This window comes from Virgibacillus subterraneus, from assembly GCF_900110695.1.
In the GTDB taxonomy this organism is placed as follows: Bacteria; Bacillota; Bacilli; order Bacillales; family Amphibacillaceae; genus Lentibacillus; species Lentibacillus subterraneus.
This window is the reverse complement of the sequence record NZ_FOEH01000001.1, coordinates 455,117-480,422: the sequence shown is the minus strand read 5'-3', so window position 1 is coordinate 480,422 and position 25,306 is coordinate 455,117. Positions and strand designations below refer to the sequence as shown.

At 38.6% G+C, this 25,306-nt stretch carries 19 protein-coding genes; 8 read left to right on the top strand and 11 right to left on the bottom strand.

All coding sequences use genetic code 11. The annotated features are described in order from the left end of the window. Positions 1 to 215 precede the first annotated feature (215 nt). A complete protein-coding gene (locus tag BMY13_RS02320; protein ID WP_092491408.1) occupies positions 216 to 2,333 on the top strand; it encodes a choice-of-anchor J domain-containing protein in 2,118 nt (705 codons plus the stop codon). Between the two features lie 370 nt (positions 2,334 to 2,703). Further along, a complete protein-coding gene (locus tag BMY13_RS02315) occupies positions 2,704 to 4,053 on the top strand; it encodes a YjiH family protein (protein WP_092491407.1) in 1,350 nt (449 codons plus the stop codon). A 225-nt stretch (positions 4,054 to 4,278) separates the two neighbouring features. On the opposite strand, the gene BMY13_RS02310 is transcribed toward BMY13_RS02315, so the two are convergent. The 3 genes from BMY13_RS02310 to ku all read right to left on the bottom strand — a co-directional run bounded on the left by BMY13_RS02310 (position 4,279) and on the right by ku (position 7,355). Then, a complete protein-coding gene (locus BMY13_RS02310; RefSeq protein ID WP_092502221.1) occupies positions 4,279 to 5,106 on the bottom strand; it encodes a sugar nucleotide-binding protein in 828 nt (275 codons plus the stop codon). A gap of 34 nt (positions 5,107 to 5,140) precedes the next feature. Beyond that, positions 5,141 to 6,157 carry an acyltransferase family protein gene (locus BMY13_RS02305; RefSeq protein ID WP_092502219.1) on the bottom strand — a complete coding sequence of 339 codons (1,017 nt, stop codon included), beginning with the start codon at positions 6,155 to 6,157 and terminating at the stop codon, positions 5,141 to 5,143. 334 nt (positions 6,158 to 6,491) lie between these two features. Continuing rightward, the gene (gene ku, locus BMY13_RS02300) at positions 6,492 to 7,355 is read right to left on the bottom strand and encodes a non-homologous end joining protein Ku (protein ID WP_092502217.1); all 864 of its coding nucleotides are present in this window, start codon (positions 7,353 to 7,355) and stop codon (positions 6,492 to 6,494) included. A 115-nt stretch (positions 7,356 to 7,470) separates the two neighbouring features. Here ku and BMY13_RS02295 point away from each other — a divergent pair, with 115 nt between their 5' ends. Then, a complete protein-coding gene (locus BMY13_RS02295) occupies positions 7,471 to 9,261 on the top strand; it encodes a DNA ligase D (protein ID WP_245736045.1) in 1,791 nt (596 codons plus the stop codon). Beyond that, the gene (locus BMY13_RS19125; protein ID WP_139184782.1) at positions 9,248 to 9,469 is read left to right on the top strand and encodes a hypothetical protein; all 222 of its coding nucleotides are present in this window, start codon (positions 9,248 to 9,250) and stop codon (positions 9,467 to 9,469) included. Before BMY13_RS02295 ends, BMY13_RS19125 begins: the two co-directional genes overlap by 14 nt. A 98-nt stretch (positions 9,470 to 9,567) precedes the next feature. On the opposite strand, the gene BMY13_RS02290 is transcribed toward BMY13_RS19125, so the two are convergent. The 6 genes from BMY13_RS02290 to BMY13_RS02265 form a co-directional block, all read right to left on the bottom strand. Continuing rightward, positions 9,568 to 10,962 carry an L-cystine transporter gene (locus BMY13_RS02290; RefSeq protein WP_092491402.1) on the bottom strand — a complete coding sequence of 465 codons (1,395 nt, stop codon included), beginning with the start codon at positions 10,960 to 10,962 and terminating at the stop codon, positions 9,568 to 9,570. A gap of 223 nt (positions 10,963 to 11,185) precedes the next feature. Next, a complete protein-coding gene (locus BMY13_RS02285; protein ID WP_092491401.1) occupies positions 11,186 to 11,626 on the bottom strand; it encodes an OsmC family protein in 441 nt (146 codons plus the stop codon). Between the two features lie 15 nt (positions 11,627 to 11,641). Beyond that, positions 11,642 to 12,820 (bottom strand): chromate transporter, encoded by a 1,179-nt coding sequence (locus BMY13_RS02280; protein WP_092502213.1) that lies wholly within the window; start codon positions 12,818 to 12,820, stop codon positions 11,642 to 11,644. 202 nt (positions 12,821 to 13,022) lie between these two features. After that, the gene (locus BMY13_RS02275; protein WP_092502211.1) at positions 13,023 to 13,382 is read right to left on the bottom strand and encodes a DUF488 domain-containing protein; all 360 of its coding nucleotides are present in this window, start codon (positions 13,380 to 13,382) and stop codon (positions 13,023 to 13,025) included. A gap of 20 nt (positions 13,383 to 13,402) precedes the next feature. Beyond that, positions 13,403 to 14,161, bottom strand: a complete 759-nt coding sequence (locus BMY13_RS02270; protein WP_092502209.1) for a TerC family protein — start codon at positions 14,159 to 14,161, stop codon at positions 13,403 to 13,405. A 288-nt stretch (positions 14,162 to 14,449) separates the two neighbouring features. Beyond that, complete coding sequence (locus BMY13_RS02265; protein WP_092502207.1) at positions 14,450 to 16,177, bottom strand: phospho-sugar mutase; 1,728 nt, start codon at positions 16,175 to 16,177, stop codon at positions 14,450 to 14,452. A 165-nt stretch (positions 16,178 to 16,342) separates the two neighbouring features. Between BMY13_RS02265 and BMY13_RS02260 the strand changes: the two genes are divergently transcribed. Beyond that, positions 16,343 to 17,455, top strand: coding sequence for an AI-2E family transporter (locus BMY13_RS02260; RefSeq protein WP_245735977.1), 1,113 nt, complete (start codon positions 16,343 to 16,345; stop codon positions 17,453 to 17,455). Between the two features lie 174 nt (positions 17,456 to 17,629). On the opposite strand, the gene BMY13_RS02255 is transcribed toward BMY13_RS02260, so the two are convergent. Then, entirely contained in the window at positions 17,630 to 18,487 is an 858-nt protein-coding gene (locus tag BMY13_RS02255) for a GNAT family N-acetyltransferase (protein WP_175476690.1), read from the bottom strand. A gap of 92 nt (positions 18,488 to 18,579) precedes the next feature. On the opposite strand from BMY13_RS02255, the gene BMY13_RS02250 reads away from it, so the two are divergent. Further along, a complete protein-coding gene (locus tag BMY13_RS02250; protein WP_092491395.1) occupies positions 18,580 to 18,759 on the top strand; it encodes an SE1832 family protein in 180 nt (59 codons plus the stop codon). 83 nt (positions 18,760 to 18,842) lie between these two features. On the opposite strand, the gene BMY13_RS02245 is transcribed toward BMY13_RS02250, so the two are convergent. Beyond that, positions 18,843 to 20,693 carry a cation:proton antiporter gene (locus tag BMY13_RS02245; RefSeq protein ID WP_092502203.1) on the bottom strand — a complete coding sequence of 617 codons (1,851 nt, stop codon included), beginning with the start codon at positions 20,691 to 20,693 and terminating at the stop codon, positions 18,843 to 18,845. Between the two features lie 429 nt (positions 20,694 to 21,122). Here BMY13_RS02245 and brnQ point away from each other — a divergent pair, with 429 nt between their 5' ends. Continuing rightward, entirely contained in the window at positions 21,123 to 22,418 is a 1,296-nt protein-coding gene (gene brnQ / locus BMY13_RS02240) for a branched-chain amino acid transport system II carrier protein (protein WP_092502201.1), read from the top strand. A 142-nt stretch (positions 22,419 to 22,560) separates the two neighbouring features. Continuing rightward, entirely contained in the window at positions 22,561 to 24,708 is a 2,148-nt protein-coding gene (gene recQ / locus BMY13_RS02235) for a DNA helicase RecQ (RefSeq protein WP_092502198.1), read from the top strand. Positions 24,709 to 25,306: the final 598 nt, after the last annotated feature.

Genomic DNA, 25,306 nt, shown 5'->3' with positions numbered 1-25,306 from the left:
TCCATGACACATGTAATTCTATGTACAGTTCTGTCGATTTTTAAATTTTTCTGCGTCAAAAATAGTTCTTTATACCTGTTAAAATGAGAAAAAGGTCGTACAAATAGTTCTAAATAACCATTCGTAATATTTTGAAAATTAGTAAAAGCTTGTATATAATAGGAGTATGTAGTGAATTTCTACTATATAATTCTATGAATCTAGGGAGGTTTTTTATGAAGAAGTTAGTAGCATTTATTTCAGCAAGCGCATTGATTTTATCGTTGGCAGTTCCAGCAGCAGCTAACGATTCATCAGGTCAGGCAGATAAAGTAACCAATTGGGATAAAGAACGTTATGGTGATACAGTAGATATTACGTCTCACCTGAACAAGCTAACTGAGGATGAGGATTTCCAAAAAGAATCGGAACAGATCATTAAGGAATCAGCTAAAGATTTAAATGATGGTGAGGAAGATAGCAACTCATCTCAAAATGATGATGGGAATTCAACAACATCTGTTGGTAGTACCAAGTCCTTCCTTAACCGTGATCTCGCATTTAAACAATTCACTTTAAAGAGTGTTGGTGAAAATGTGGAAATCTGGGTTGCGAACGACCTAAGCTTTCCTGAAGGTGACCCCCGTGATCCACAAGTTGTCACACAAGAGCAAGCAGATAAGTTACGTGACGAATTTGATTCGAATATCTATCCGACCGTAACGGGTTTCTTTGGTACACCTGATTCACTCGATGGTAATGAAGCGGCTTTAGAAGACCTAGGCATAGTACCTGAGGGATATTACCAATCAGAGGATGGTAACGATAAAGTAATCATGCTGGTCGACAATATTACGGATGATAACTACTACGATCCAGATTATCCATTCTTTGTAGCAGGGTTTTTCTGGCAAACCTTGGAACAATATATGGATCGTAATATAATTACAATTGATGCTAATAATTGGGAAGAACGATTAGAAGGTACATTCTTCTCCACCACCATTCATGAAATGCAACACTTGATCCACGCAGATAATGACCCAACTGAAACATCATGGCTGAACGAGGGATTCTCAACATTTTCCGAATACCTAGGCGGTTATGGACATGATGCCGGATCAATAAACTTTCTACTAGACCATCCAGAGAATTCATTAACAAATTGGGATGACCATGTAAATGCTGAAACAGGTCCGGAAACGATTGCCGACTATGGCTTGGTTTACTTGTTCACCCTTTACAACTACGAACAATTTGGACAAGATTTCATTTTAGATGTTGCTAAAAGTCCATTGACCTCAATTGAAAGTTACAACCAAGCGTATCAGGACAACGGAATTGACGAAACATTTCAGAGTGTTTACGAAAAATTCGTTACTGCTGTTTTGATGGATGAACCTGATAATGTGAAAGGTGAAAAAGGTATTTACGGCTTCGACATAATTGACTTACGTGAACTTCCGGTAGATGACGAAGGAACTGAACGTGGTACAACCGTTAATTTTGAAAAAGCAAAGCAATATGAGAAAGATGGTGTTCCAGCATGGGGCGCTGACTATAAGGTATTAGATTTTGACAGTAAAATTAAAGATATCACTTTTAACGGCATTGACTTCCTACCAATGAAGTGGGAAACTGTCGCAGACCCTCTTGATTCAGCAAACGATGTGTTCTGGGGTAATGAGGGACATGAAGCTGATCACAATCTAATATTTGAAGCTGACTTATCCAATGTATCTGAAGCAACACTTAATTTTGATCACTACATGGATATTGAAGAACAGTGGGACTTTGGTGCTGTCCAAGTTTCGACTGACAATGGCCAGTCATGGACTAGTCTCGCCAATGAAAATACCCGCTCAGACATCGTTCCTGAAGGTTACCCAAAGATTAAGGAAAACCTGCCAGGATTCACCGGGCATTCTGAAGACTGGGGACAAGAAAGCTTTGACCTTTCCGAATATGCTGGTCAGCAGGTTCACATCTCCTTCCGCTATTTAACAGACTGGGGATACAATGACACTGGATGGTTTATTGACAATATCGCTATTCCGGAAATCGGTTTAAGTTATGATGGCTCTTCTACTGACGATTTCCTATCAAAAGGAGAGCTAGCAGAAGATTATGTTAACTACTCCGTTACATTTGTAAATAAAGACGAGCATGGAAAATACAAAGTAAAACATGTAGATCCTTTTAATGTTACGGATGAAGACGCATTACAATTAAGACAGTTGTTCAAAAAAGGAACCAACTACATGACAACCTGGTATTCAGCACCATCTGATCAAGTAGACCCAGTTCCTTTTGAATATGAGATTAAGTTAAAATCAAATAACGGGAAAAAATAACTAATACTAAAGGCTGGTCATCTATCTGGATGATCAGCCTTTTGTCATTGTCTAGGAAACTATAAAATTAAAGTGCTGTAGATAACTGGACTCCCGAATCAGCCACGTCCAGCTTAGACGTACAGGATGTACTAGTGCCGGTGACGCCACAGGACGGGCGTTCTCACCGGCCAGCGCCTAGCGCCTAGTGGACTTCCCTCCCCGTGTCCACCAAAAGAAATAAAGGATGTTCGACTAAAACCACCACATCCTGCGGCAACGTCGACCTAGCCGCAGCGCTGAACAGGAGCTTACGTTTTTGTCATTCCTAGTCATATCTTTTCGTATACTTTATAATAGAAATATAAGATTTTTACTTAGGGGGGAAATCATGAAAAATAACTCGTATGAAATGAGCAACCATTTAAAATTTATTATCCCATCGCTTCTTGGAATATTCCTGTTTATGACTCCTGTTGGTACTGATGGTGGCATGACAATTCCGATTGCTGTTTTAGCCAATTGGATACAGGAATTACTTGTTAATCAGCTATCAGCGATCATGATGATAATTATTACGTTAACTGCAATCATGACCATTGTTGCTTGGTTGCTTGGTAAGGAAGCTTTTAGTAAGACACCATTTTTTCAACAGTTATTTCACGTAAGTATATTTTGGGTAATAACCCGTATTCTTGCAGCCATTTTTGCAATCATGGTTTATTTCCGAATAGGTCCTGAAGCAATACATGGACCAGCTACAGGGCAACTATTATTAGGTGACTTACTGCATGTACTTTTCGCTGTATTTTTATTTGCTGGCCTATTTCTGCCACTATTAATGAATTATGGTTTATTGGACTTATTTGGTACATTAATGACCAAGGTAATGCGCCCATTATTTAAACTTCCTGGACGTGGATCAATTGACTCTCTAGCATCGTGGATAGGTGATGGCACAATTGGTGTTCTGCTGACAAGTAAACAGTATGAAGGAGGCTACTATACAAAACGTGAGGCGGCTGTTATTGGCACCACATTTTCGGTTGTTTCGATTACATTTACTTTAGTCGTTATTAGTGAAGTAGACCTGATGCATATGTTTATTCCGTTTTATTTAACAGTAATTGCAGCAGGGTTTGTTGCAGCACTAATCATGCCACGAATTCCGCCGCTTTCCACAAAGGCAAATACGTATATTACAGAAGCTGAGGGCGGTATTGAAGAAGATATTCCCGAGGGTTATAATACACTGACATTTGGCTATAAAAAAGCATTGGACCGCAGTAAGAAAGAAACAAGTATCACTAAGTTCTTTAAAGAAGGCGGACAGAACATCCTCGATATGTGGATGGGGGTTGCACCTATCGTGATGGCTTTCGGCTTAATTGCCTTAATTATCGCTGAATATACTCCAGTATTTACCTGGCTTGGGCTTCCGTTCATTCCATTATTGGAATTAATGCAAGTTCCATATGCTCAAGCAGCGTCTGAAACCATTCTAATAGGATTTGCCGATATGTTTCTTCCTGCCATTATTGGATCTTCCATTGAAGCGGAAATAACCAGATTTATTATTGCGGCCTTATCGGTTACACAGTTAATTTACATGTCAGAGGTTGGTGGGCTTTTACTTGGCTCCAAAGTGCCTGTCTCATTTAAAGACTTATTTATCATCTTTCTTTTGAGAACACTGATAACACTGCCGATCATCACCTTAATAGCGCATATGTTATTTTAAAGAAAGGCTTTTTTCTAAAAGTTAGTTGTTTTTGGAAGAAAAGATATAAGCTGTGACATTAGAAAACTTGGCTTATCGCCAAGCCTTATATAGATAAGCCTTAGTTGCACTTATGCAGTAAGAAAGAATTTATATTTATTAACTGCCAAGTAAACAACCCACCATTTCATAATGGTGGGTTGCTTTATTTATAAATTAATTAAAGGGGGTATTATAGTATACGTTTTAATGAAATTTTTGTTTCGTTATTTTTTTAATTTTTTTGGTATTGAGTGAAGTATTTTTCGGTACTTCCTGATTCACTACCTCTTCCTCTGATTCCTTTTCAACAAGATTCATATCGTAGCCAAATTCCTCTGCCTTTTGCCGCATGAATTCATAGAGGCTTTGACTCTTGTTCGGCCCAACATGATATACACCTGTAACTTCATTTTGAACCAATTCAACAACCACATTTGCCAGGTCATCAACATAAACAAACGTGCGAATTAAATCATCCCGAAAAGCAATTCGTTTATCTGACCGAAGATGATAAGATAATTTATCGGTTCGTTCGTCAAGTTTACCTATTTTATTCTCACCATAAATCGGCCCAGCGCGCAATATAGCATAATTGGACAGTTCTTTCGTGATAAAGCGTTCTGCCTTTACTTTTGCATTAGCATAATTAGCCAGCAAATGGTCATCGGGCAATTTTGACATTGGATCATCTTCATTATATGAGCCTTTACCTTCTGCAAATACAAAATCTGATGAAATGTAAACTAATTTTGTTTGTGGTGTGAGATGCGTTATTAAGTGCATAAGCCCTTGATCTACCAGTTCATGTTCATTTGGCCCACTCATCACTGACCATACCACTACATCAGGTTGTGCTTTTTTAAAGAAATCAGAAAATGACTCTGGCTGATTAATATCCAGTTTATATAAATCATCAAACATGGTCGGTTCTCTTAGGAATGTGCCAACCACTTCAAAATCACGAGTATCTTTTAGCAATTGATATATAGAAGCGCCTGTGTAGCCACTTGCTCCAAATACACATACTTTCATCTCTATTCACCTTCCCTTTCCCATATACTTTGTTTTAAGCATGATGGTGGTGATCTTTATTTTCCCGTCGACTAAACAGCCTTTTCAATTTTGAAATGTTTCCCTCAATAATTGGCTGACTTACTACTTGGATTGGTTTGCTAGATAAAACAAGAACAATTGTTGCCGAAATAGCAGCCAAACCTACTAAATCCAGTATGTTATTTATCTCAAATAATCCTGCTTGCCTGAAAAATTGAATAAAAAACCCGTGCAACAGATAGACATATAATGTTCTTGTGCCCAACTTCGTGAATTTATTGTGAGCTTTAGGAATCCATGCTAATACGCTGATTGCCATAATAGCTGACATAAGATATACGAGTAATCGTGCAAACAAGCCAAACTCTGGCTGACCTAAATCACTGTATGATTTGGAAGCAAGCAGCCACCCTGAATTAAAATCAGGCGCAATATATATAGCTACTGCTACTGTTGCCATAATTGCAATTGATGCTATCTTCGCACTCTTATGCTTTATCCACATTACATGATTCTGCGTTAGCCAGTAACCCAACAAGAAAAATGGGAAAAATACGAATGTGCGAGATAAACTAAATGTGTGTCCAATTTCTCCAAAATAGCCAACTGCTAAGCCAATACTTATAGCAGTGATTACGCTTAGTACTGCTGGAATCTTTTTAAACCAATACAGCAATATGTGCCAGCTGAATAAACTAAACAGGAACCATAATGACCAGTGCGGGTAGAACACACCCGTCTGCCAGCCTTCTTTGCCAATGAAAAAGTAATAAACTGTATATAGAACCTGAAAAATAACATATGGCACTAATAATTTTTTAGCTAAATTTAATATATATTTCTTGTTCCCTGATCCTTTTGCAAAAAAACCTGCCAGGAAAATAAATGCTGGCATATGAAAAGTGTAAATCCATAAATAAAATGAACTCATTTCCCGTGATCCATCCGTAAATGGCTGTATCATATGGCCAAATACGACGAGGAAAATTAAAAATACTTTCGCGTTATCAAAAAATGCATTTCGTTCCATGCTTCTCATCCCTTTTACGTTCATAATCATCCAACCCTATAAATCTTATACCCGATTCCAAACAGAAATACGATAGTATACCAGCGATTTATTGAGGTTGTTATTGAATTGTAAACGGAATGAAAAAATGAAATATAAGTGTTAGAAAACTTCGCATTGTTAACGGGACTCTTATGAAAGCGTATTTTGCCATCTAAGACCCCTTATATTTTGGAGTGAAAGCCTAAATGGGGTGAGTGAAATAGTTGGACTACTTATGCAGTAAGAAAGTATCCATCATAACTGCTAAAAAAGGAACATGCCCCTTCCTTATAGGATAGGTGACATGCTCATTTTATTTAGCCGCCTTTTTCTTTTGTGTTGACGTTTTTGTCTTTTGTTCTGGTTTCTTTTTTGTCTTTTCTTTTGCCTTTTTCTTATCATTATCTTGAGTACGATCGAGAGAAGCCTGTAGTGCGTCCATTAGATTTGTTGCTTTCTCAGGCTTCGGCTTGTCTTTTGCAGTTGTAACTTCTTCCTGATTTTTCTTTTCCTCGATTAGATCTAATAAAGCGGAACGGTATTCATCTTTATATTTTTCTGGATCAAAGGTTGTCGTTAATTGATCAATTAGCATTTTGGCCGTATCCAGCTCTTTCTTTGGTGTATCGGCTTCTTCTGGAACATTTGGCACGTCCTGGACATTACGAACTTCATCTGGAAAATGTATTGTTTCCACTACAAGTGTGTTCTGATAAATACGGATAACCGCTAGTTGTTCTTTTGAGCGTATAATCATTTTAGCAATTCCGATTTTCCCTGTGTCCTCAAGTGCAGAACGCAGCAGACTGTATGCCTTGCCTCCACCTTCACTCGGTGATAGGAAATAACTTTTTTCAAAATAAATTGGGTCTATTTCTTCTAATTTTACAAAGTCAACAATTTCTACGGCCTTATCAGCCTGTTCCTTCTTTAAGTTTTCCAGCTCTTCATCATCCAGAACAACAAATTTGTTTTTGGCATATTCATACGCTTTTACAATTTCATCATTTTCAATCTCTCGGTCACATACTGGACATGTACGTTCATACTTTATCGGAGATTGACATTCTTTATGAAGCTGTCGTAATTTCACGTCTTTATTTTCAGTCGCAGCATGCATCTTTACAGGGATGTTCACAAGTCCGAAGCTGATGGTTCCCTTCCACATCGTGTGCATTATCATAACCTCCCTTTTTACCATAGTGTACCGCCATAGATTTTTTTTATCCTTTTGATATTTTTCTATTGTATGAGCAACATTAATATAAAGGAGTGTGTTAGCCGTGAATATAATGAAGCCAAATGCCAGTGAGCAAATTCCGACCGGGACTGAGTGGGTTTATGAAGTAAAGTATGATGGATTTCGCTGTGTTCTTCATTGGGAGAAAGAGACTATCCGTTTAATAAGCAGGAACGATACAGATCTTACTGCAAATTTTCCAGAGATCATTATGGCTTGCCTGGCCAAGCAATCGTCAATTGAGGATTCCCTTCCACTCCGAGTTGATGGTGAATTGGTTGTTTTGAATAATGAATACCAGGCCAATTTTTCCTGGATTCAAAAGCGTGGACGTCTTAAAAATAAAGAACCAATCGAAAATGCTGCTGCAACTCGTCCAGCAAGCTTTATGGCGTTTGATTTACTGGAATATGAGGGTGAATCACTAGTCAACGAAGAGTTTGCTGAACGTAAAAAAAAGCTTGCTGTCATTTTTGACAAGGGACAGTTTGAGAGCCTGTTACGTTATGTACCTTTTACAAATGATGCAGATGAATTGTGGGCGAAGGTATTTGACTATAAAAGTGAAGGCATAGTCGCTAAGCGTTTGAATAGCGTATACGGAGATAAAAAGAAGCATAACGATTGGTTTAAAATCAAAAACTGGCGTAAAATTAATGGGTTTTTAACTTTTTATAATACTAAAAATGACTATTTTACTGTTTGTGTTTTTGATCATGATGAAGTTCTTTCTATTGGCAAATGCAAGCATGGGCTGGATGACGAGGAATCTAATACTTTGAAAGATATATTTCGCTCAAATGGGGCAAAAGAAGGTGATGGATTCAGACTGCCACCTGCAATATGTGCTGAGATTAATACGTTAGACTTATTTAAAAGTGAGTTACGAGAGCCCGAGTTTAATCAGATACTGCCAAGTATGGAAGCCACCGATTGCACATTAAATAAATTAAAGCTCGATATCACATTACCTCCTAATATAGTTGAACTTACAAATACAGATAAAATTTTCTGGCCACAGGCTGATATGACAAAAGGTGATTTACTTGTTTACATACGGGAAATTTCTCCTTACATGCTGCCTTTTCTCAAAGATCGACGTTTAACAGTTATTCGCTGTCCTGATGGAGTACATAAGGAATATTTTTTTCAAAAACATCTACCCGATTACGCACCATCCTTCATTAAAAGTGTCTATATTGAGGATGAGGAGTTCTTTATTTGTGATTCATTGAATTCATTATTGTGGTTTGCTAATCATGGAGCAGTCGAATTTCATATTCCATTTCAATCGGCTGACAATGACACCCCAACGGAAATAGCTTTCGACTTGGATCCACCTGACAGAGAGGCATTTCCACTAGCTATTAAGGCTGCCAATATACTGAAACAATTGCTTGATAACCTTGAATTAGTTTCATTTGTTAAAACATCTGGCGGAAAAGGGCTGCAAATACACATTCCTATCCCGAACGAAAGCATGACGTATGATCAGACAGGGGTTTTCACCCAAGCAATCGCCTGGACAATTGAAAAGGAACACCCTGATTTATTTACTACTGAACGACTCAAGAAAAACAGAGGAGACCGCCTGTATATTGATTATTTACAGCATGGCAAAGACAAAACATTAATTGCCCCATATTCACCACGGAAAAGAGATGATGCAACAGTTTCAGCACCATTATTTTGGGAAGAAGTTAGGGAAGGACTCACGCCTGATTCGTTTACAATTGCTAATGTTGTTGAACGTGTGAAGAGGGACGGATGCCCGTTCGATGGTTATTTTGAAGTGGGTAAAACGCAAGTAATGGATAAAATCTTGGGGCTTGTGGAGAGGTAATCTTGGTTGGAGTGTTGGATCGCTCGAGTTTGGGGTGCTGTCGCTCGAGTTTGGCTCTGGCTCGCTCGAGTTTGACGTGTTGTCGCTCGACTTTGATGTGTTGTCGCTCGAGTTTGATGTGTTGTCGCTCGAGTTTGGTGTGTTGTCGCTCGAGTTTGATGTGTTGTCGCTCGTCGCTCGAGTTTGGCTCTGGTTCGCTCGAGTTTGACGTGTTGTCGCTCGACTTTGACTCCAGCTCGCTCGAGTTAAGACCCTTCTGAAGCAATAAAAATAGTCGCCCCCAGTCTGGAACGACTATTTTTAAAATTATAGTGATGTTTCTTGTTCGATTGCTGTTTTATCGTTAAAGGTTTTCAGGTTTAATTTTTTCATTATACGTGATGTTAAGGTACCTGAAAGCATCGAATCATTTACATTCAATGCGGTACGACCCATGTCGATTAGTGCTTCAATTGAAATTAATAGTCCGGCTAATGCGACCGGCAGACCCATTGATGATAGTACTATTAATGCGGCGAATGTTGCGCCACCACCTACACCTGCTACTCCAAATGAACTAATACCTATGATTAGCACTAATTGCGTGATAAATCCTGGTGTAAACGGATCGATTCCAACTGATGGTGCAATCATAACAGCTAACATGGCTGGGTAGATTCCTGCACAACCATTTTGCCCAATCGTAGCACCAAAGGATGCAGACATATTGGCAATCCCAGAATCAACACCAAGTGAGTTTCGTTGCGCTTGAATATTTAGCGGAATTGTCCCAGCACTTGAGCGTGAAGTAAATGCAAAGCCAAGTACTGGCAACACTTTTCTCAAGTATGTCATTGGATTCAAACCGAATACGCCTACCATAACAAGATGGATGATAAACATGACAGCTAATGCCACATACGAAGCAATAACAAACTTCCCAAGCTCCATAATTCCAGCAACATCTGTGTTGGCTACTGTATTTGCCATTAACGCGAGAATACCAAATGGTGTTAACCGTAAAACCAACGTTACAATTCGCATAACCACTGCATATATCGAGTTCATTATTTTCGTAAACATTTCTGCTTGTTCCGGATTTTTTCTCCGTAAACCGAGAACGGCGATACCAATAATTATCGAGAATATCACAACTGCGATTACGGATGTAGATCGTTGCTGCGTCATATCCAGGAATATGTTTGACGGGATAAAGCTTAGAATTTTTTCAGGTGTAGATAGATCCTCTATATCACCTAATCTTGATTCCAGCATAGTTCCTCGATCGTTTTCTGCTTGACCTGCCTCAATTTCACTAGCATTTAAGTCAAATATTGCGGCACTTCCTATCCCTACAAGTGCTGCTATCATTGCGGTTCCCACTAAGATACCAATAATCCAACCTGCCATTTTCCCAAGTTCTGAACCTTTTTCCAAATTAATTATCGATTGAATAATTGAGACCATAACCAGAGGTACGACAATCATCATTAATAAGCTAATATATCCCCTGCCTACAATGTTATACCACTCGGTTGTCTGTGATAACACTTCCGAACCTGCACCGTATACAGCCTGTAAAATCGCACCTAATACGATACCAAGTCCCAAACCTGTGAACACACGTTTACTAAATGAAAAATGTTTCTTTTGCATGTAAATAAGTAGTCCAATGATTGCTGCTAATGCCGCGATATTCACTAAAATATATGCTAAGTCCACGATAATTCCTCCTTTATCCTTTATCCTTTTTGTGTTTATTGTTCTTTATGCTTGTAGCATCATTATATGATGGCGCATAGAAAAACGATACACATTAATATATATTATTCCTATCAAAATAGTATGTTTTAATACTATACAATTGTACGGAATAAATTGTCAAGAGATGAATTACTAGTGTTATCGAAACAAAAAAATAACAAGGCCACAAAATGCGACCTTGCTACGTTATATCTGCTTGTAATTCTATTTCAACATTTCCTTTTAGTGCACGTGAAATCATACAGCTTGTTTCTGCTTTTTCAACCAGCTTATGCAGTTTCTTATAATCCGTTTCCGCTGCATTTTCCTGTAGTGCAACTGTTGGCTTGTGGATGATTTTTTTATAAGTAATGATGCCATTTGTCACGTCAACAATGCCTTCTGATTCAAGTCCCATTTCCTTTAATGGAAGTTTGGTACGCTCAATCATAGCCGCTAATGTAATCAGATAGCACGTTGCAGCTGCACCTAACAGCATCTCGTCGGGGTTCGTACCTATTCCAGGACCATCCATTTCGGGTGGAATTGATACTTTCGTTTGTAGGTTCCCGGCTTCAATAGATCCTGTACTATTCCGTCCACCAGGCCAGTCTGCTTTTAATTGAAAATGATGCTCAGCCATCAAATCACCTCAAGTTTAAAGAATATAACTTATACCAGTTCCAACTATAACACCAATAATTACGATTAGCCACGCAGGTGTTTTCCAGAAATGGAGCAGCCCAAATAGGATTGCGGCAAGTCCGAAGTCAGCTCCGTTATTGATCGAACTCGTAAAAACTGGATCATAGAGTGCTGCAAGTAAAATTCCAACCACACTTGCATTGACACCAGTTAGGATCCCTTGAAAACTTGAACGTTTACGTAATTCACTTAAAAAAGGAAGTGCACCAACAATTAATAGGAATGACGGCAAAAAGATAGCAACCGTTGCAACAATAGCACCGGCAACCCCACTAATCATCGTTCCTAAATAACTTGCGAATGTAAATAAAGGTCCTGGAACCGCTTGAGCCATACCGTACCCTGCCAAGAATTCACTACTTGATAATAGGCCATTCGGAACGACTTCCTGCTCCAGCAATGGTAGTACAACATGACCCCCACCAAAAACGATAGCTCCAACACGGAAGAATGTATCAAATATAGAAATATATATGTTTGAAGCAGTTTGCGAAAGAATTGGTAAAAAGATTAATAATAAAACTAAAATCGCTATTGAAATAATACCTTGTTTTTTTGTAATTGAAACGGGAAAAGGCTGCACCTTTGAATCAGCATGTTTCGAAAAAAGAAAATACCCTAAAATTGCCGCACCAATAATCACTGAGATTTGTACAATTGCTGACGGAAACAACAGCATAACCATTGCTGCAATTAATGCCACTGCTATTCTCGGTTGATCTGGTGTTAACTTTTTACCGAGACCAATCACAGCATGGGCGACAACTGCGACCGCTACAATTTTCAAACTCCCAATCCAAGCAGCACCTTCCAATGAAAAAGTCTGATATAATAGCGCAAACATTACAAGCACAATAACAGATGGTATTGTAAATCCCAGCCACGAGACTACACCACCTAAGAAACCGCCACGCAGCATGCCGATTGCAATCCCTACTTGACTACTTGCAGGGCCAGGAAGAAATTGACATAAAGCAATTATATCTGCATAGGTTTTGTCATCAATCCATTTTCGTTTATCTATGTATTCTTCTTTAAAATAACCTAGGTGTGCGACCGGGCCACCGAACGAAGTAAGTCCAAGCTTAAGCGATGCACCTAAAATTTCAATCAGTGAGCGTTTTTTCTTCATATCTGCCCCTCCAGCATTTATTTTCCTTATAAAATAACACATTTACTGGGAATAAGCGATAAAATTTACATAAATTTAACTAAAAAACTTGTCGCCAGGTCACTAATAGCAAAAGCCTTAATTGCACTTATGTAATAAGAAAGTATCTCATACTGTCTTAAGATCCACAAATCCCCACTAAACTAATAGTGAGGATTTTCGCTTACTGCCGGTCCAGTATTTCTTTTAGAACGCGTGCCTGATTAAATTGTTCATCTTTTGCCGCAAATAATAATGTCAGATTTTTGTTATACTGTTTTGTTAGTTCTTTTAGTTTTTGGAGTTCTTCCTGCTGGTCACCGTTCTTGAGTTCTTCTTTATATTTCTTTTTGAATGCATCATATTTATCAGGGTCATGTCCAAACCATTTACGCAAATCATTCGATGGTCCAACTTCCTTCATCCAATGATCCAGATGAGCATCCTCTTTTGACATACCCCGTGGCCAGACGCGGTCTACCAACACACGCACACCATCACTTGTTTCAACTTTTTCATAAATTCGCTTCATTTGTACAGGCATTGAAATACTCCTTTATGAATTTACTCCTTTTCTTCTACCTCTTTCTTACCTGACATAAACCAGCCGCTAGCTGCAATAGCAACTAACACTGCGTAGAAAATCAGTTTCCATATTGTAGAATGCGGGAAGTCGTGTGGAATCCAAGCAATGTCAGGATGTGCAAATACAATTAATGCTAGTTTCACACCTACCCAACCGACAATTACAAATGCGGCTATTTCAAGTCCAGGCCGTTTATTCAGTAATTCAACAAATACATTTGCAGCGAATCGCATAATGATCAGACCAATCATACCACCGGCAAGCACTACTGCAAACTGTCCACCGTCAAGACTACCTACGTTTGTCCAACCTGTTGGTGGTAAAGCAACTGCAAGTGCTACCGCTGCCAGAATAGAATCTACCGCAAATGCCAGGTCGGCAAATTCTACCTTTACAACTGTCATCCAGAACCCACTGCCTTCTTCTTTCGGTTTCTTTTCTTCCTTTTCAGACCATAGCTTGTCATATAAATGCTTGATGGAAATGAATAGCAGGTATGCTGCGCCTAAAGCTTGTACTTGCCATACATCAACTAGAAACGAGATAATAAATAATGAGCCAAATCGTAAAACAAATGCCCCTGCAAGTCCGTAAAATAATGCTTTTTTACGTTTTTTGGGTGGTAAATGTTTCACCATTATTGCTAACACTAATGCATTATCCGCAGCCAAGAGACCCTCAAGACCGATTAATATTACTAATACCCATAAATACTCGATTAATAGCTGTATATCCAATTAAATCTCTCCTCAAAAAAATGGTCCTCACCAACAGGTAAGAACCAATTACAAAAGACCCTTACCCCGTTAATGGTAAAGGTCTCGCTAACAACGCACGTTGCCAATTAAGCCGGAGATACTATCTCGAAATGACGGCTATAATTGTCCAGCTACTCCCCTTTAGGAATATTATGTTACTTAAATTAAACCTTTTCCTTCGCTAAATGTCAACTATTAGATTCGTTATCTACTTTACCATTACATATATTGTTTCTTATACAATACCCTTTTTGGCAAAAAGTATTCTTAAATCTGATCTATTACTTCATCCATATGTGTCTTCAATGCAGCCAGGCGACCATCGCTTTCCTGTTTACTAGAACCGCATACACCAAAGTAACATTTAATTTTCGGTTCAGTTCCAGATGGTCGTAAACAGACCCAGCTATCTTTTTCTAGCTTATATTTGACCACGTTTTCTTGTGGCAGATCAATTTGTTCAATCGATTGCTCACTTCCTAATATTGTCCGCTCGCCAGAATCATAGTCCTCGATTTGCTGAACTTGTAAACCTGCTATTTCAGTAAGCGGCTCTTTTCGAATGGTTTTCATAATAGCAGCGATTTTTTCGGAACCCTCTTTTCCTTTAAATGTTAAAGAAGACATCCCTTCCAAGTAATACCCGTGTCTTTCATAGAGTTCATCTAACGCAGCATGCAGCGTTTTTCCTTGTTTTTTCCAAAAATAAGCCATTTCACTTGCGTGTACCGCTGCCTGGACAGCGTCTTTATCGCGTGCAAAACTACTTATCAAATAGCCGTAACTCTCTTCATAACCGAATACAAATGTTTCACCTGTTGCATCGAATTGGCGAATTTTTTCACCGATAAATTTAAATCCGGTTAATGTATCAATTGTCTTCACGCCATAATAATCTGCAATTTTCCGACCTAGTTCTGAAGTAACAATTGTTTTTAACATACGTCCATTCGCAAGTAACGCCTGTTCACTATGTGAAAGAATATAGTCTAACAATAATGAACCCAATTGGTTTCCGGTTAGAACATTATATTCACCAGCATCATCTCTGACAGCAACACCTAGTCGGTCTGCATCAGGATCTGTACCGATTAGAATATCCGCACCCGATTGTTTCCCAAGCTCAATTGCCATACTAAATGCTTGATGTTCCTCCGGGTTAGGTGACTCAACAGTTGAAAATTCCGGATCTGGTACAGCTTGTGCTTTCACAACTTCCACCTGATTAAAGTTTAATTGCTGCAGACCTTTCATCACTAAATCATAAGCTGTTCCATGTAAGGGAGTGAATACGATTTGCAACTCTTTATCCTGGTTACGCTCATCCGCATTTAAATTGGAAATTTGCTCTAAGCATTCCAAATAAGCATTATCAATTTCACTGCCAATCCATGAAAGTAACTCTCTTTCCTTTAGCTCACTCTCTTCCATGTACGGAATAGTCAATTCATCATCTGCTTTTTGTATTGCAGCAGTGATGTCACTTGCTTCCTCAGGAGTAATTTGTCCCCCATCCTCATTGTAAACTTTAAACCCATTATATTCAGGCGGGTTGTGACTAGCGGTGATCATTACTCCAGCGACTGCTCCGAGGTAGCGCACAGCAAATGACAGAACTGGTGTCGGGTGCAATGTATTAAATACATGCGCCTTTATGCCAAAATCACCAAGCACTTTCGCTGTTTCCAGTGCAAATTCTTTAGACATATACCTGGAGTCATAGGAGACAACTACACCTCGGTCTCTAACGTTCACACAATTTACTTTTAAGTAATTAACAAGTCCATTCACGGCTTTTCGAACTGTATAAATATTCATGCGGTTGATGCCAGGACCCAGTAACCCGCGCATACCACCAGTACCAAAAGTTAATTCTTTATAAAACGCATCTTCTAGCGATTTATTATCTTTAATATCTTCCAGTTCTTTTTTTAATGATGGTTCAAGATGCTGAAACGTTCTCCATTTTTCATATGCTGTTTTCCAATTATCCATAAGGTGTAATCCCCCTCTTTAACGAATACATTTGCTCAAATTCTAGCATACTTTGTGCCCATATTCTATTTCTCTATGAAAGTTTACGTTTATTCGGATCCGCTTCAGGTGAAAATAGTGAAGTAAGCTTCCTATTATTGCCATAAACAGTTAGAATAGAGAATAATGAAATTTAAAAAGAAAGTTGTGATTATGGTGCTCGACAAACGTTGGTTTCAAATATTAACTATGTTTATACTTATCTTTCTATTAATCTTACTTATTTCTGTCACCGATTTTATTTTCGATCCTATCTTTAAATATATGGGCGCCGTAGCTGTACCTATTGTAGGCGCTGGTATCCTCTTTTATTTAACAAAACCTGTCATGCATTTTTTAGAGAAATACAAAATTAATCGTGTGTTTTCCATAATCATTGTATTTCTGCTCTTAATTTTACTTGGATTTTTAATTTCTACTTATATTGTACCAATTGCCCAAAAACAATTCTCAAATCTGATTGATAATATACCTAAAATGGTTTCTGGCGCTGAGGATATCATAACATACTGGCAGGCCAACCAAAATCTGATACCTCCAGAAGTGAATAACACCATTAATGATTTTATGTCAAACTTGCAATCACACATTGAGTCTGCGATGTCATTTATATTTGGTTTTGTCGGTCAGCTAATTGGATTTGTTTTTGCATTAGTGCTTGTACCGTTCTTCTTGTTTTTCATGTTAAAAGATGGCGAAAGATTCGCACCATTTATGACGCAAATCTTTGAAAAGAAGAAGGCTGAAAACATTCGTGCGTTAATGCACAAAATCGATGACGCATTAACTTCTTATATTCAAGGTCAGTTAATTGTCAGCTTTTGTATTGGTGTTTTACTATTTATAGGGTATTTAATAATTAATCTGGAATATGCGTTAACCTTGGCGTTATTTGGTATGATTATGTGTGTTATTCCATTTCTCGGACCGTTTCTTGCTGTTATCCCGGCTATTATCGTTGGCTTTTTTCAGGACCCTATGGTGGCAGTATGGGTAGTAGTTGTAATGATTATTGCACAACAAATCGAAGGTAACTTTGTGTCACCAAATGTGATGGGACGTGCACTAAAACTGCATCCATTAACTGTTATCACCTTAATCCTAGCTGCTGGAAGCATTGCAGGTTTTCTGGGAATCCTTTTTGCAGTACCGTTCTATGCAGTAGTAAAAACCATCATTGTTCACTTTTATAAAACATATCAGGATTCAAAAGTTAATCAGGATGATGCATTAATTTAATTAGGATTGTTTATGTAAAAAGTAGCATGGAATAAACCCCTTGCTACTTTTTTTAGGCGGAGGATTACATGGAGACTCCTGCGGGAGGAAAGGCATCGGCGAGAGCCGCAGTGCGCAGCACGAGGAGGCTCGCCAGCAGCCCGCAGAAAGCGAAATCTATTTCCGCGGGCGGTGTCAGAGCCTAGTGTTAAAATTATATACAATTGAGGAGCCTACTTCATAATAGCCTATCTTTTTATAAATACGGTTAGAAGTTGAATTGGCTAAATCCGTGTATAAACTGCAAAACTGAAAGCCATCTTCTAGCAGTTTTTCTGTTAATTTCGCTACAGCGGCAGTTGCATATCCATTTCTTTTCCATTCATCTGGGGTAAAGACTGCATTCAGTGTTGCACCATTCTTCGTTTTTCTTGACCGATTAACCATGGAAACAGGAATACCCTCTACCACCCAGAAATAAAGCGTCCGATTGTATATAAACGATTGAGCCATTTGATCAGCATCATCCTCAGAGATATTTTCACTTGCTGCTACACCAAATTGGATTAGCCAATTTTTAACGAGAGGACGGTCTTGGGGTTTAGCTTCACGCAACTGCCCTTCTATCTCTGGAAATGTATTCACTTGATCAAGCTGATATATTAATTGCCTCATCTTGATAGTTGCCTGTGTTTGCGTCAGGCTTTCCCATTCATTCCTAAAAATTCCCGCTTCCTTAGTCGGACCCAATACTCCAGGAACACTCACTCTACTCTCACAAAGAAATGCTGCGACCTTACGAATAACATTATTATGTACATAGTCAATGTCAGCAAGTATCCAGTTATTCGTTGAAGTCTGCATAAATGCATATATTGGTTCGCCATCTACTTCGACTAAGCCTAAATGAAATCCTTTTTTATAGGAATCGCTATCATTGGTAAGCCGGTCGAGAATCCCGAGCATTAGATTATTTGATGCTTCTCTTTCCAGCAGCAGCGACTCAACATTATCTTTATAATTTTCAAGAGATGGTTCAAACTTCACATCCATATTAAGAGCCTCCTTTGATATAAATAATACTAATTTAATTTCTTGTTTTGTAAAGACCATTTCAGCTAAACTGATAATGGGGAGTGATATTCATGACTAAAAAAGAAATTGAAGCGGAAATCGCAGAATTGAAGTCAGACTATATCCGTATTCAAGGGGATCTTGAAAAAGCAACATCTTTCGGAGTAAATACTTCGAAGGGTGAAAAGCAACTGATTCAAATAGAGAAACAATTAGCTGAGTTTAATCGTAAGTTGGAAGAAATAAATTAAGCAAACAGGGCTGTCTACTGACAGCCCTGTTTTTTAGTTAATATTATTCGACATAAAACGGGAAGTGACAGGCACCACCACTACTACTTTCCGTTTCCGTCGCGTTGATTTTCGAGTCGTTCGCGTATTTTTTTGATTTCTTTTACTGGTGGGGTCAGACTGACTACTATATCTCCGTTTTCTGGTGTCACTCTCATTTCTTCTGAGTAAAACTTAATTTGACCAGATGGCTTAATGATATACAGGAGAATTGTCTCATCTTCTTTTTCCTCTAAATATTGTTTATATTTATATTGATCGGTAATTGCGGTCTGCCGAAATTTATAATGGCTTGAGATTTTATTCGTTAATTCCTCTTTTGATACATCCTCTTTAAACAGTATTCTTCCACCCACCTTATCAACAGTGCTGTTCACATCGCTATCTACCAGATTATAAGGACTGATTTTAAATACATTCGTGCGACCATATTCTGGTATAAACGTTGTACAAACAAGTGCATTATACGAGTGGAAATCAGTTGCTGCAATTAAGTAATCATAAGGGATTGTATCTAAATGATATTCCGTTTGCTCTGACAGCATTTCTCCATGATAAAATGCTATTCCCGCTTCACGGGCCAATCTTAACCGTTCCCATGATGAATCCACAATAAGGACTGGTGCTTTCTGTTCTTTAAGTGATTTAGCGAGATTTATCGTAAACTTATTACTACCCACAATTAACGTACCAGGCCTTCCCTCCATTGAAAGATGGAGCTTTCTGGCCGTCCAACGTATTGTGAACCCATGTGCTACAACGGTGAAAAATACTAATGCAAATGTGAGTGTCGTAATAAGGGACGCATCCTCATATCCTGCCCCACCCAAAATAGAAGCAAAATAACTAGAAACTGTCAGTGCAACAATTCCTCTTGGAGCAATCCAGCCGAGCAGTAATTTTTCATTTAATGATAAATCTGTGCCAATTGTTGATAGGAAAATTGATATTGGACGAACTACGAACATCATTAATATCACATATCCGATAATGTGTGGATCGAATACTTTCAGTAACGTTTCTACTTGTAATGAAGCGGTAAGCATAATAAAAATTGCGGAAATTAATAATATCGAAATGTTTTCCTTAAAGTGACGCATGTCTGCGACTGAACTTATTCCAATATTCGCCAGGGTCATACCCATAGCTGTTACAGCGAGTAATCCTGTCTCATGCATAACCTCATCAGCTAATGTAAAACAAAATATAACGACGATAAACACAGCCGGTGATTTTAAAAACTCCGGAATATTTCCCGTTTCGAACATCCAACCCATTCCACGGCCACATGCCCAACCTAATATTGCAGCAAATACAGATGCTGCGAAGAATAATAGCAGCGCTGAACCATCAGGATTAGTCGAAGTCAGAAAGGCAATAATTTCAAAGGCAAACACTGCGAGCAGTGCACCAATTGGATCAACAATAATGCCTTCCCATTTCAGGATTTTTGCAGGCCTTGGCTTCAGTTTTGACTGGCGCAGCAATGGCATAATAACAGTCGGACCTGTCACAATGAACAAACCGCCAATAACAAATGCAACAGCCCACGACAAGCCGGCAATATAATGAGCAGTCAACGACCCAAGAATCCAAGCAATAAATGCTCCGGCAGTTGAAATTCGAAATACCGGTCGTCCCAGTCCTCGAATTTCCTTGAAGCTCAAGTTCAAACTTCCCTCGAACAGGATAATTGCTACAGCTACAGAAATAATTGGTTTATATAAATCTCCAAAGTCTTGTTCAGGATTCATGAATCCAAATACTGGACCTACCAATAAGCCAGTAATGGACATTACTACAATTGCTGGCATTCGATAGCGCCATGCAACCCATTGAGACCCAATCCCTAAAAGACCTATAAGCATTATTTCAGAAAGTATAGATGCAACCATATCAGACCCCCTAACTTAGATTTTGCTTATGAAAGCTTACTTTGCTTTCGTAGAACCCCTTATACTTTGGAGTGCAAGCCTTAATATAGTTAAGCTTTAGTTGCACTTATGCAGTTAAGAAAGTATTTATACTTTCTTACTGCTAACAAAGTCAATAATAAGTTATTCTAAATGGGTAACGATTGAATGTAAACAATTTTAATTCGAGAGCTTGCGATATTACAATTCAAATTATACAAATTAGGTTTCACAGAAATGTAAGAACTCACTCATATAAAACATTGACAGTGGTTATCTACCTTGTTAGAATTATTTTGCTTTAAACTATTTTTCGAATTTTTCACCACAATATTTTTTTGATTATTACGTAATTTAATAGTTTTTTTGCATCCATTACCAACAAGATCATAGCAGAAAGGAACGAAAAATATGAATAAAGACACTTTTATCATAGGATTTATGTTATTTGCATTATTTTTTGGAGCTGGAAATCTAATATACCCACCAACACTAGGGATTGAATCTGGTACATCCTATTGGGCGGCCATTGCCGGATTTGTTATAACTGGAGTTGGCTTACCGATACTTGCTGTAACCGCTATTTCGTTTGTAAATAATGATGCAAGAGAACTAGCTGATCGCGTCCACCCTATGTTTGGACTTATTTTCATATCTGTTGTTTATTTAGCAATTGGACCATTCTTCGGAATTCCACGTGCTTCAACCGTAGCATATGAAATGAGTGTCGAACCCTTCACTAACGCTTCAACGCTGTCTTTATTTCTATTTACTACTATTTTCTTTGTATTAGTATATATTGTTAGCCGGAATCCATCCAAAATGGTTGACCGAATTGGACAGTATTTAACACCTATTTTATTAATTGCTATTATAGCTTTATGTGTCGGCGGGTTCTTATTATTAGACAGCACATTTGCTGGACCTACAGAAAAATATGCAGCATCACCCTTCTTTGCCGGCTTTGTTGAAGGTTATCTGACGATGGATGCAATTGGTGCCTTAGCATTTGGTATTATCGTTGTTAATGCATTCAAGGAGCGCGGTATTTCATCACAGAAAGAACTTGTGAAATCTACGTTAAAAGCAGGAATTGTCACTGGAATTGGACTTGTAACCGTATATGGTTCTATTGGCTGGATTGGTGCCAAGATGGCAGCTGATGGAAACTATACTAACGGCGGTGATATTTTATCAAGTGCAGCGAATGTTATGTTTGGCAGCTTTGGTGCTTTACTGCTTGGAATTATCGTATCCTTAGCATGTTTCACTACATCGGTGGGGCTTGTTGTCGCATGTGGTCAATTTTTCACAAAAATAACTCGCTTTTCCTACAATTGGATCATTCTGCTCGTAACGGTAGTCAGTTTCTTGACCGCAAACCAGGGATTGAACACTATCATCAGTATCTCTGTTCCAGTACTTGTGTTTATTTATCCAATTGCTATCGTTCTTATTTTACTCACCTATACACAAAAATTATTTAATCAATCTAAAGCGGTATATCGTGGATCGATCCTATTAACAGGGATTATCTCATTGTACGATGGCCTGGCTGCGTTTGGAGTACAAATGCCAGCTATTACAACTGCTATGGAATTTCTTCCATTTTTCGAACTTGGACTAGGATGGCTCGTTCCAGCAATAATCGGTGGGATAATCGGATACCTTTTCAAAGGCACCCTAGCACCCTCCTACTCAAGCTAAGAGCTAACAAAATGTTAGCTCTTTTTTGGTGCCTTTTTTTTGGTGCCTGTCACTTCCCGTTTTTTGTCAATCTTTGTCGGTTTGTTAGCTCTTTTTTACAACGAAAAATATGTTAATATAAATTAAGCAAAGGGGAATAAACATGATGATTGAAGAAGAAAAAGTCCTGCAAACATATTTTGGCTATGAAACATTCCGGCCTGGACAAAAACAAACAATTGATAAGATTACTTCAAAACAAAATACATTAGCTGTTATGCCAACTGGTGGTGGTAAGTCGTTATGCTACCAGATTCCTGGTCTAACACTGGATGGAACAGCTATTATTATTTCACCACTAATTTCACTCATGAAGGATCAGGTGGATGCACTTCAGTCACTGGGAATTGCTGCAACTTACATAAATAGTTCACTTTCTGCGAGTGAACAACAGACTCGTCTGAAAGATACCGAAGCAGGTCGTTATAAATTCGTTTATGTTGCACCAGAGCGCTTCGAATCTTCTTTTTTCGTATCTGTTATAAAACGAATTGAGTTAGCGTTAATTGCTTTTGATGAGGCACATTGTATTTCGCAATGGGGACATGACTTCAGACCAAGTTATCGCTCGATCGTTTCCAATTTAAAACGATTATCTAATATACCGGTAATGATTGGTTTAACCGCAACTGCGACTGAAGAGGTTATTTCAGATATTCAGTCGTTATTAAATATAGAAAGTGAACATGTTGTTAACACGGGGTTTGAACGGGAAAATTTGTCGTTCCATATCGTTAAAGGTAAGGATAAACCGACTTATATTCGATCTTTTTTGGACGAACATCAAAATGAATCTGGAATCATTTATGCAGCTACACGAAAACAGACAGATGCATTATATGATCAATTAACCAAAAGAGGTATTTCAGTGGCTAAATATCATGCTGGATTATCTGAAACCGAGCGCAAAGAGGCACAAGCCGCATTTATCCATGATGAAAAAACAATCATGATTGCCACAAATGCGTTTGGGATGGGTATCGACAAATCCAATGTGCGCTTTGTAATCCATTACGCGATGCCGATGACAATAGAATCGTACTACCAGGAAGCAGGAAGAGCTGGTCGTGACGGAGAGCATAGTGATTGTATTCTGCTATTCTCTCCGCAAGATATTCAGCTGCAAAAATTCCTCATCGAACAATCACTCATGGATGATGATGCAAAACAGAGTGAATACCGCAAGCTACAGGCAATGATTAACTATTGCCATACACATAGCTGTTTAACATCTTTTATTCTTGATTATTTTAATGACAATCCCTCGAACCAAACTTGTGGTCGCTGCAGTAATTGTCTTCACCGACAGGAACGGACTGATATAACGGAAGAAGCACAAATGATTCTGTCCTGTGTAAAGCGAATGGGTGAACGTTTTGGCGTCGGAATGACTGCCAAAGTTTTAAAAGGATCGAAGGATAAAAAAATAAATGACTTTCAGTTGAATAAGATTTCAACCTATGGAATATTATCTGCCTACACAGAAAAAGAATTAACCGAATGGATTCATTTTTTAATTGCTGAACAATTACTCGCAACCGAAGAAGGTAAATTCCCAACAATAAAATTAAATCAGAACTCGGTTGATGTCTTAAAAGGAAGTCGAACTGTATGGATGTACACAGCGCCGATTCCAGCTGGTGAAGAAGCAGATTATCAGGAAGAATTGTTTACTTTGCTGCGAGAATTACGTAAAAAAATGGCTGACGAGAGAGGCGTTCCACCGTACGTACTGTTTTCAGATGCAACATTAAAAGAACTAAGCCGTTATTTTCCGGAAACAAAGGAAGATATGCTTTCCATTAAAGGTGTCGGTGAAAAGAAATATGACCAATTTGGTGCTGACTTTCTTGCTGTTGTTCAGGAATGGCGCCGTGACAATCCAAACGTGACAAAAGCTGTGCCAATATCCGGGGGCGGGTCTACTGCTCCCAAAAAGACTAAACAGGCTGATGACCGTCCAAGTCACATTATTAGTTATACCATGTTTCAAGCTGGTAAACTGATAAAGGATATCGCTGTTATCCGGGAATTATCCAAGCAAACGATTGAAGGCCACGTTTTTAAAGCATTTAAAGATGGATATCCAATCGCATGGGAAATATTTTTTAACAGTGATGAAGAAGAAACAGTCATGCAGGCCCATAATGAAATGGATGAGCCCAAACTTAAGGCCCTAAAAGAATCGTTGCCAGAAGGATATGATTATACGAAAATTAAGGCAGTACTAGTGAAAAATAACCTTGCTTGAGTAGCGCTGTCTCCCGACTATGATTCACTACTACAATCGAACCTAAAGTACAAAAAGTAGCATATAAATTTTATATTTTACATGCCACTTTTAATGCTCGGGAAACGATTGTGTTGATAGAAACTGCTACGTAATGTAAAAAAATACTTGAGTGCGGGGACACCACTCCGGAAATACACTCCTCTTTCCGCGGGCAACGCTTCAGCTTCCTCGGAAGCAAAAAATCGCTTCCTGCGGGATCTTCAGCTGTTGCTATTCCCGGAAGGAGTCTCCGTGAATTTCCTGGTTGGATTGTGCTCACTTTGTCCTAAATATTAACAAATGTTGTATTGTGATAATTAAAAACAGGATTTTAAACTTTAAAACCAGCAGTTGGAATATGCGAGACTCCTGTGAGACAGCGAGCTTTTTTGCGAGCGAGGCAGACTAAACACGCCACTTCCTGTGGCAACGTCTGCAATAGCACGTCCTACGCGTCGGATGCTCGTGGTGAGCTCACGGCTAAGAAAAAACTGCGAAAGCTTAAGCTTGGGCAGATGTCTCCTTTGTATCCGGAGCGGTGAAAGCCAGTATAGTCCAGCTGCGAGGGTCAGGGAGC

Excerpts from the sequence above, each read along its gene's own strand:
- BMY13_RS02275 (WP_092502211.1), bottom strand. The coding sequence starts at position 13,382 with ATGCCTGTACAAATGAAGCGAATTTATGAAAAAGTTGAAACAAGTGAT.
- BMY13_RS02320 (WP_092491408.1), top strand. The coding sequence starts at position 216 with ATGAAGAAGTTAGTAGCATTTATTTCAGCAAGCGCATTGATTTTATCG.
- BMY13_RS02280 (WP_092502213.1), bottom strand. The coding sequence starts at position 12,820 with ATGAAGAAAAAACGCTCACTGATTGAAATTTTAGGTGCATCGCTTAAG.
- BMY13_RS02305 (WP_092502219.1), bottom strand. The coding sequence starts at position 6,157 with ATGGAACGAAATGCATTTTTTGATAACGCGAAAGTATTTTTAATTTTC.
- BMY13_RS02265 (WP_092502207.1), bottom strand. The coding sequence starts at position 16,177 with ATGGATAATTGGAAAACAGCATATGAAAAATGGAGAACGTTTCAGCAT.
- brnQ (WP_092502201.1), top strand. The coding sequence starts at position 21,123 with ATGAATAAAGACACTTTTATCATAGGATTTATGTTATTTGCATTATTT.
- BMY13_RS02245 (WP_092502203.1), bottom strand. The coding sequence starts at position 20,693 with ATGGTTGCATCTATACTTTCTGAAATAATGCTTATAGGTCTTTTAGGG.
- BMY13_RS02260 (WP_245735977.1), top strand. The coding sequence starts at position 16,343 with ATGAAATTTAAAAAGAAAGTTGTGATTATGGTGCTCGACAAACGTTGG.
- BMY13_RS02250 (WP_092491395.1), top strand. The coding sequence starts at position 18,580 with ATGACTAAAAAAGAAATTGAAGCGGAAATCGCAGAATTGAAGTCAGAC.
- BMY13_RS02310 (WP_092502221.1), bottom strand. The coding sequence starts at position 5,106 with ATGAAAGTATGTGTATTTGGAGCAAGTGGCTACACAGGCGCTTCTATA.
- BMY13_RS02255 (WP_175476690.1), bottom strand. The coding sequence starts at position 18,487 with ATGGATGTGAAGTTTGAACCATCTCTTGAAAATTATAAAGATAATGTT.
- ku (WP_092502217.1), bottom strand. The coding sequence starts at position 7,355 with ATGCACACGATGTGGAAGGGAACCATCAGCTTCGGACTTGTGAACATC.
- BMY13_RS02295 (WP_245736045.1), top strand. The coding sequence starts at position 7,471 with ATGAAGCCAAATGCCAGTGAGCAAATTCCGACCGGGACTGAGTGGGTT.
- recQ (WP_092502198.1), top strand. The coding sequence starts at position 22,561 with ATGATGATTGAAGAAGAAAAAGTCCTGCAAACATATTTTGGCTATGAA.
- BMY13_RS02315 (WP_092491407.1), top strand. The coding sequence starts at position 2,704 with ATGAAAAATAACTCGTATGAAATGAGCAACCATTTAAAATTTATTATC.
- BMY13_RS02285 (WP_092491401.1), bottom strand. The coding sequence starts at position 11,626 with ATGGCTGAGCATCATTTTCAATTAAAAGCAGACTGGCCTGGTGGACGG.